Genomic DNA, 6,657 nt, shown 5'->3' on the forward strand with positions numbered 1-6,657 from the left:
AGATCAGGGAGCACTCAGCGCGGAATTCTGTCCGAATTTCCTCGCTGAGCACTCCCTGATCTTGAAACTCAGTACAGGGCCGCGGCGAGCTTGCGACGGGCGGCCATGACGATTGGCTCGGCGGGGTCGAAGAGTTCGAAGAGTTCCAGCAGGTGGGTGCGGACGCGGGTGCGGTCGTCCCCGGCGGTGCGCTTGACCTGGGCGATGAGACGGTCGAAGGAGGCTTCCGGCTGCTGGTTGAACATGTCCAGGTCGGCGGCGGCGATCGCGGCGTCCAGGTCGGACGGGTCGGCGTCGGCCTTGGCGGTGGCGGCCGGGTCGAGTTCCTGGACGCGAGAAAGGAATTGGACCTGACGCAGGGCGGCCTTGGCTTCCGCATTGTTCGGCTCGGCGGTCAGGATGGCCTGGTAGGCGGTGATGGCGGCGTCGAAATCGCCGTTCTCCAAGGCCTCTTCGGCGGCGACGAAGCGCGGGTCCTCGGGGACCTCGGGCTCGTCGGCCTCACCCGCACCGACACCGGGGAGCTTGCCGCGCACCGCGTCGAGCACGGCGGCGATCCACTGGGTGACCTGCTCCTCGGGCTGATTGCCGGTGAAGTCGGCCAGCGGCTGACCGGCGGCCACGGCCACCACGGTCGGAATGCCCTGCACGCCGAAGGCCTGCGCGATGCGCATATTGGCCTCGGCCTCGACGGTGGCCAGATCCCAGTCACCGCCGCCCTGCGCGACCAGCTTCTCGAGCAGCTTCACCAGATCGATGCTGCCCGGGCTGCGCTGCGAGTACAGCGCCACCACCACCGGCACCTGGGTGGAGCGCCGCAGCACTCGCTCCTCGAAATTGGCCTCGGTGACGGCGTGATCACCCGGAACATCCGCGGCGGAAGCGGCGGGCTGCTTGAGGGCGGACAGGTCAACCGCGCCCGACATGGCGGCGGCTGCGGCGGCTGAGGGACGGCGTGCGGGTCGAGTCACGACATCCAGTTTGTCACGAACGCGCGGCGGCGGGTGCCGCGGCTGCGCTCAGTTCCCCCAGCTGACCGGAGTTGATCGCCCAGCGCTCGAACCACACCGAGGTGAACGGCACCACGGACGACAGCAGGGCGAGACCCGTGGTCTTGCCGGGCCATTCGAATTCGCGTGAGGCCAACAGGCAGTTGATGGCGTAAGCCAGGAAGACGATGCCGTGCAGCATGCCGAACACCATCACCGGCCACTTGATCGGCTGATCGGCAATGCCGATCGCATCCGCGCGCTTGAGCGCCGAGCCGATGAACAGCAGCACCCAGGACGGCACTTCCAGCAGACCGAAGAACCGCACACGCTTCGCGACCGTAGACAGGTCGAACAAGTCACCCATGCGGTCTATTCTGCCGCACGGCTACGACGCTCCGTAGTGGAGCTGGTCACACCCGCTTTCTGCGGGTGGGGAGGATTCTTGGGGGCAAGCCCCCAAACCCCCACGAAGAGATTTCGGGGGCTCCGCCCCCAAACCCCCACGACCAAGCCCCTGCGCTGCCAATCCCCGAGCACCGAGCCGCGCGCGACCCAAAGCCGAACGGCCCCGGCTCTTTTCGAGCCGGGGCCGTTCATTCATAGCTGAATCCGCTTACTGCACGCGGATGATGAGGGCGTCGCCCTGGCCGCCACCACCGCACAGGGCGGCCGCGCCGACGCCGCCGCCGCGGCGCTTCAGTTCGAGGGCGAGGTGCAGCACGATGCGGGCGCCGGACATGCCGAGCGGGTGGCCGATGGAGATGGCGCCGCCGTTGACGTTCACCTTGTCGGCGTCGATGCCCAGCTTGCGGGTCGAGGCGATGCCGACCGCGGCGAAGGCCTCGTTGATCTCGACCAGGTCCAGATCGGTGGGCGAAATGCCCTCCTTGGCACAGGCTTTCGCGATGGCATTGGCCGGCTGGTCCTGCAGGGTCGAGTCGGGGCCCGCGACCACACCGGCCGCGCCGATCTCGGCGATCCAGCTCAGGCCGAGCGCCTCGGCCTTCGCCTTGGACATCACGATGACCGCGGCCGCGCCGTCGGAGATCTGCGAGGCGGAACCCGCGGTGATGGTGCCGTCCTTGCGGAAGGCGGGGCGCAGCTTGCCCAGCGAGTCGGCGGTGGTGTCGGCGCGGATGCCCTCGTCCTGGGCGAAGACGATCGGGTCACCCTTGCGCTGCGGGATGGAGACCGGGGTGACCTCGTCGGCGAAGACGCCGTTCTTCCAAGCGGCAGCGGCCTTCTGGTGCGAGGCGGCGGCGAAGGCGTCCTGGTCCTCGCGGCTGATCGGCTCGACGTCGTTGCGCTGCTCGGTGAGTGCGCCCATCGGCTGGTCGGTGAAGATGTCGTAGAGGCCGTCGTAGGCCATGCTGTCGCGCAGGTTCACGTCGCCGTACTTGTAGCCCTCGCGGCTGCGCTCGAGCAGGTGCGGGGCCTGGGACATGGACTCGGTGCCACCGGCGACCACGATCTCGTACTCACCGGCGCGAATCAGCTGATCCGCCAGCGCAATTGCATTGATACCGGACAAACACACCTTGTTGATGGTGAGCGCCGGGACATCCATCGGAATGCCCGCGGCCACGGCGGCCTGCCGCGCCGGGATCTGGCCGGCGCCCGCGGTGAGCACCTGGCCCATGATCACGTAATCGACCTGCTCGGGCGCGACCCCACCCTTCTCCAGCGCCGCCTTGATGGCGATCCCGCCCAGATCCGAGCCGCTGAAGTCCTTCAGCGAACCGAGCAGTCGGCCGACCGGGGTGCGCGCGCCGGAGACGATGACGGAGGTGGTGGACACGATGAGGGCCTCGCTTACGTCGTATGGGTGCCGCTCCGCCAACCATCGGAGCAGTACTCCACGGTAACTCGCAGCACTTCGGCGAGGGTATGTGGGTGCGCGCTACCTTCGTGGGGTGAGCAACACCGAGAACACGACGGCGGTGCCGTCAACGAGCACCGAATTCATCCCGTCCGAATACATCGTCGCCGTCGATCATGTGGGTATCGCTGTGCCGGATCTCGATTCGGCGGTCGCTTGGTACCGGGACAATCTCGGCATGGTCGAGACGCATCGCGAGATCAATGCGGCGCAGGGCGTGCACGAGGCCATGCTGTCCGTGCCCGGCACGCCGACGGGGTCGGTTGCTCTGCAGTTGCTGGCTCCGCTGAACGAGGAGTCGACGATCGCGAAGTTCATCGATCGAAACGGGCCTGGCCTGCAGCAGCTCGCGTATCGGGTCACCGATGTCGAGGCGGTTTCCGCGCAACTTCGTGAACGGGGCTTGCGTTTGCTGTACGCCGAGCCGCGCGGCGGAACCGCCGGTTCCCGCATCAATTTCATCCACCCCAAGGATGCTGGCGGTGTGCTGGTGGAACTCGTCGAACCGGCGGCGAAAACTACCCACTAGTACCGGGTTCCGGCCCCCTAAAGAGGCTGTAACAACATTCGCGGTCGGGTCACCATCAGTGGTCGTCACGCTGTAGTTTGTGGGTCATGTCGTCCACTGAGCCCGATCGTAATCGCTTCGTTGCACTGCCCTTTACCGTTGTGCGGAAGGGCTATGACCGTGACGAGGTGCGTAACTACTTCGACCGTTTCGATGCCGAGCTAAGGGTCACCGCTACCGATCGCGATGCCGCCGCAGCCCAGGCCCGCAACCTGGCGGCCCAGCTGGAGGACGCCCGGGACGAGATCGACGAGCTCCGTAAGGAGGTCGACCGGCTTTCGGTGCCGCCGACCACCGCCGAAGGCATGTCCGATCGCATCTCCCGCATGCTGCGCCTGGCCTCCGACGAGGCTTCCGAGGTGCGCGCGCAGGCCCAGGCCGAGGCCGCGGAGATGATCTCGATCGCCGAACAGCAGGCGACCGAAATGCGTGGGAAGTACGAATCGCTCCTCTCTGAAACCAAAGAGAAGCGCGAAGCGCTCGAAATCGAATTCGAGCAGACTCTCGCCAATGCCCGTTCCGAGTCGGCGAAGATCGTCGAAGCGGCCAATGCCGAGGCCGACCGCCTCACCAAGGAGTCCGACGCCAAGCGCAAGGCGACGCAGCAGGACTTCGAGGTCACCATGGCCGAGCGTCGCACCAAGCTGACCCGCGCCATGGAGGAGCTCGAGGCCACCTCGCGCGCCGAGGCCGCCCAGCGCATCAAGGACGCCACCGACGAGGCCAACCGCCTCATCACCTCGGCGACCAACACCGCCGATCGAAAGATCGCGCACGCCAAGGAACTTGCCGAGGAAATGCGCGTCCTCCGCGGCCGCGTCCTGGCCCAGCTGCTCGGCATCCGCGGCCAGCTCGATTCGGTGCCGGCCATGCTCGCCGCCGTCAACCGCGAAAGCGAACTGCTGGATGGCGCACCGGAACAACGCTCCCTCAAGGGCGGTCGCAAGGCCATCTCCGATGCCCGCGATGACGACGACTACGTCGACGAGCGCGAAAACGCCGACGTCTCCAGCTAATTCATCAACCGGGCGACAACCCGAAGCCGTTCGAAGGCCGCTTCCAGATCCGGAAGCGGCCTTCCTTATTGCTCCGACCCGCTCAGGACCCGAACGGCAGCCCGGCACTCCCGCAGCTCGTCGACTGCCCCGGCAACGTAGCGACGTTCACGTCCCTGGACATGGTGCTGAGGACCGATCCGTCCGACTTGTACTGTGTCGCAACGACATGGTGCGCCGCCCACCCGAGTTCTCCGGATGCCCGGCATACCACTCCCGCACCGGGGGTCAGGACCAGCGGCGGGTGATGGTTCGGGTGTTGCGGCCCTTCCAGCAGCCGGTGTGCCAGTGGCGGCGGTCGTCCTCGCCGTCGTGGGCAGCCCAGGCCACGATGTGCGGGGTGCCGGGCGGGATGATCTGGTCGCAGCCGGGGCAGCGGTAGGGCTTGGTGGCGCGGGTGCCGGGGACCGTGCGGACGATGAACGTCTCGTCGGTTCCCGGGCCGTGCTCGGTGCGGCCGAAGACATCGCCGACGGGCCGCGGCTCCTGGTGGGAACGCGCGGAGTCCTTGGGACGGGGTTTCCGACGGGGCATGGTTCGAGGTTAGAACAGGCGGAATTCGTCGGACTCCGTGCCGCGCAGGGCATCGTAATCCAGCGTCAGGCAACGGATACCGCGATCGTTGGCGAGCGTCTTCGCCTGCGGCTTGATCTGCTGGGCGGCGAAGACGCCGGCCACCGGAGCCAGCAGCGGGTCGCGGTTGAGCAGTTCGAGGTAGCGGGTCAGCTGTTCGACACCGTCGATCTCACCGCGGCGCTTGATCTCCACGGCCACGGTCGAGCCGTCCGCATCCCGGCACAGGATGTCGACCGGGCCGATCGCGGTCATGTACTCGCGGCGGATCAATGTGTAACCGGGGCCGAGGGTTTCGATGTGCTCGGCCAGCAGCGCCTGCAGATGCGCCTCCACGCCGTCCTTCACCAGGCCGGGATCCACGCCGAGCTCATGCTTGGAATCCAGCTCGATGTCCTCCACCGTGATGCGGAGTTCCTCACCGGCCTTGTTGGTGACCACCCAGAGTTGACTTGTCTCCGAGTCGGTTTCGCGCTCCTCCAGCCAGCACGGCGGACTCATCCAGTTCAGCGGCTTGTAGGAGCCGCCGTCGGAATGGACCAGCACCGAACCGTCGGCCTTCATCATCAGCAGACGACGGGCCATGGGGAGGTGGGCGGTCAGACGGCCAACGTAATCGACCTGGCATCGAGCAATCACAAGGCGCACCGGTCGAGTCTAGTAAGCGCGATTCAACCCAACAGCATCAGGCAGGCGAAAAGCGAACCACCCGCCAGCAGTACCCAATCCGGCCAGTTGAACGGGTGCAACGGGGCCACCTGGCGGCGAATCATCAGCCGGCCGATACCCAGGCCCAGGCACAGCGCCAGGAAATGCCCGACATTCGTGAAGGTGTGCCACACCAGCACGCCGCCCAGCGCCAGCGTGAGCCAGCTTGCCGCCCAGACGAACCTGCGATGCGGCGGCAGCACCGCGATCAGCGCGCCGACCACCGCCATCGCGCCGTAGCTGACACCCACGTCCTCGACGGTGGTGATACTGCTGGGGATCACATGCGAGGCCACCGCCACCCACAGGCCGACGGCCACCAGGACGGTCGCGCCGATATGGCCGATGAAGAAGGTGTGCACCAACTTCACCGCGCCGAAACGGCGCTCCGCCAAGGCCAGCAGGCAGGCCAGCAGCGGGACGATGATGAAGACCGTCGCCGCGCCCTCACCCACCAGGAAGGCGCTGGAGAACAACGTGCCCAGGCGGCCCTTGGCCAGGTTGTGCAGATTCGTGCTGGCATGCAGCACGATTCGCGACTCGGACTTGGCGCTCACCATGGTGAGGGCCACGGCGACCAGCGTCAGCAGGCCGACATAGCTGTAGGTCGCGGGCAGCCAGAACGCGCCCAGCCGAAACCGCCGGCGGGTGACTGCCGGAGGGGCGGGTGCTGCCTCGAGGACCATGCTGTCGATCATTGTCGTTCCATCCCAGACGGAACTGCCGGTCCGCTGTGAGCTTTCTGTGGATCCATATATCTAGGTATGTACCCGGGATACACGAAAGTATCCGGATACGCAGAAACCCCCGACCAGAAGGTCGGGGGTTTCGCGAATGATGTTCCGGCGGTGTCCTACTCTCCCACACCCTGTCGAGTGCAGT

At 66.7% G+C, this 6,657-nt stretch carries 8 protein-coding genes; 2 read left to right on the forward strand and 6 right to left on the reverse strand.

All coding sequences use genetic code 11. The features are described 5' to 3' along the window. Positions 1-68: 68 nt before the first annotated feature. From ACYVN4_RS42240 to ACYVN4_RS42250, 3 genes are all read right to left on the reverse strand, one after another. Positions 69-926, reverse strand: coding sequence for a tetratricopeptide repeat protein (locus ACYVN4_RS42240; RefSeq protein WP_460729436.1), 858 nt, complete (start codon positions 924-926; stop codon positions 69-71). 58 nt (positions 927-984) lie between these two features. Next, positions 985-1,356 carry a DUF3817 domain-containing protein gene (locus tag ACYVN4_RS42245; RefSeq protein WP_460729415.1) on the reverse strand — a complete coding sequence of 124 codons (372 nt, stop codon included), beginning with the start codon at positions 1,354-1,356 and terminating at the stop codon, positions 985-987. 249 nt (positions 1,357-1,605) lie between these two features. Next, positions 1,606-2,790, reverse strand: coding sequence for an acetyl-CoA C-acetyltransferase (locus tag ACYVN4_RS42250; RefSeq protein ID WP_460729417.1), 1,185 nt, complete (start codon positions 2,788-2,790; stop codon positions 1,606-1,608). 181 nt (positions 2,791-2,971) lie between these two features. On the opposite strand from ACYVN4_RS42250, the gene mce reads away from it, so the two are divergent. Together mce and ACYVN4_RS42260 are read left to right on the forward strand one after the other, a co-directional pair. Beyond that, positions 2,972-3,400 (forward strand): methylmalonyl-CoA epimerase, encoded by a 429-nt coding sequence (gene mce / locus ACYVN4_RS42255; protein ID WP_460729438.1) that lies wholly within the window; start codon positions 2,972-2,974, stop codon positions 3,398-3,400. 86 nt (positions 3,401-3,486) lie between these two features. Further along, complete coding sequence (locus ACYVN4_RS42260) at positions 3,487-4,455, forward strand: coiled-coil domain-containing protein (RefSeq protein ID WP_379358247.1); 969 nt, start codon at positions 3,487-3,489, stop codon at positions 4,453-4,455. A gap of 267 nt (positions 4,456-4,722) precedes the next feature. Here ACYVN4_RS42260 and ACYVN4_RS42265 read toward each other — a convergent pair whose 3' ends face one another. Genes ACYVN4_RS42265 through ACYVN4_RS42275 form a run of 3 tightly spaced genes read right to left on the reverse strand, consistent with a single transcriptional unit; the run spans position 4,723 to position 6,473 of the window. Then, a complete protein-coding gene (locus ACYVN4_RS42265; protein ID WP_460729420.1) occupies positions 4,723-5,028 on the reverse strand; it encodes an ATP/GTP-binding protein in 306 nt (101 codons plus the stop codon). Between the two features lie 9 nt (positions 5,029-5,037). After that, positions 5,038-5,715, reverse strand: a complete 678-nt coding sequence (gene nucS / locus ACYVN4_RS42270) for an endonuclease NucS (protein WP_460729422.1) — start codon at positions 5,713-5,715, stop codon at positions 5,038-5,040. A 23-nt stretch (positions 5,716-5,738) separates the two neighbouring features. Next, positions 5,739-6,473 carry a rhomboid-like protein gene (locus ACYVN4_RS42275; RefSeq protein ID WP_460729423.1) on the reverse strand — a complete coding sequence of 245 codons (735 nt, stop codon included), beginning with the start codon at positions 6,471-6,473 and terminating at the stop codon, positions 5,739-5,741. Positions 6,474-6,657 lie beyond the last annotated feature (184 nt).

The organism is Nocardia heshunensis (genome assembly GCF_054782115.1).

What these genes read in the sequence shown, in the direction of transcription:
- ACYVN4_RS42240 (WP_460729436.1), bottom strand. Translation starts at nt 926, where the DNA reads ATGTCGGGCGCGGTTGACCTGTCCGCCCTCAAGCAGCCCGCCGCTTCC.
- ACYVN4_RS42245 (WP_460729415.1), bottom strand. Translation starts at nt 1,356, where the DNA reads ATGGGTGACTTGTTCGACCTGTCTACGGTCGCGAAGCGTGTGCGGTTC.
- ACYVN4_RS42260 (WP_379358247.1), top strand. Translation starts at nt 3,487, where the DNA reads ATGTCGTCCACTGAGCCCGATCGTAATCGCTTCGTTGCACTGCCCTTT.
- ACYVN4_RS42265 (WP_460729420.1), bottom strand. Translation starts at nt 5,028, where the DNA reads ATGCCCCGTCGGAAACCCCGTCCCAAGGACTCCGCGCGTTCCCACCAG.
- ACYVN4_RS42275 (WP_460729423.1), bottom strand. Translation starts at nt 6,473, where the DNA reads ATGATCGACAGCATGGTCCTCGAGGCAGCACCCGCCCCTCCGGCAGTC.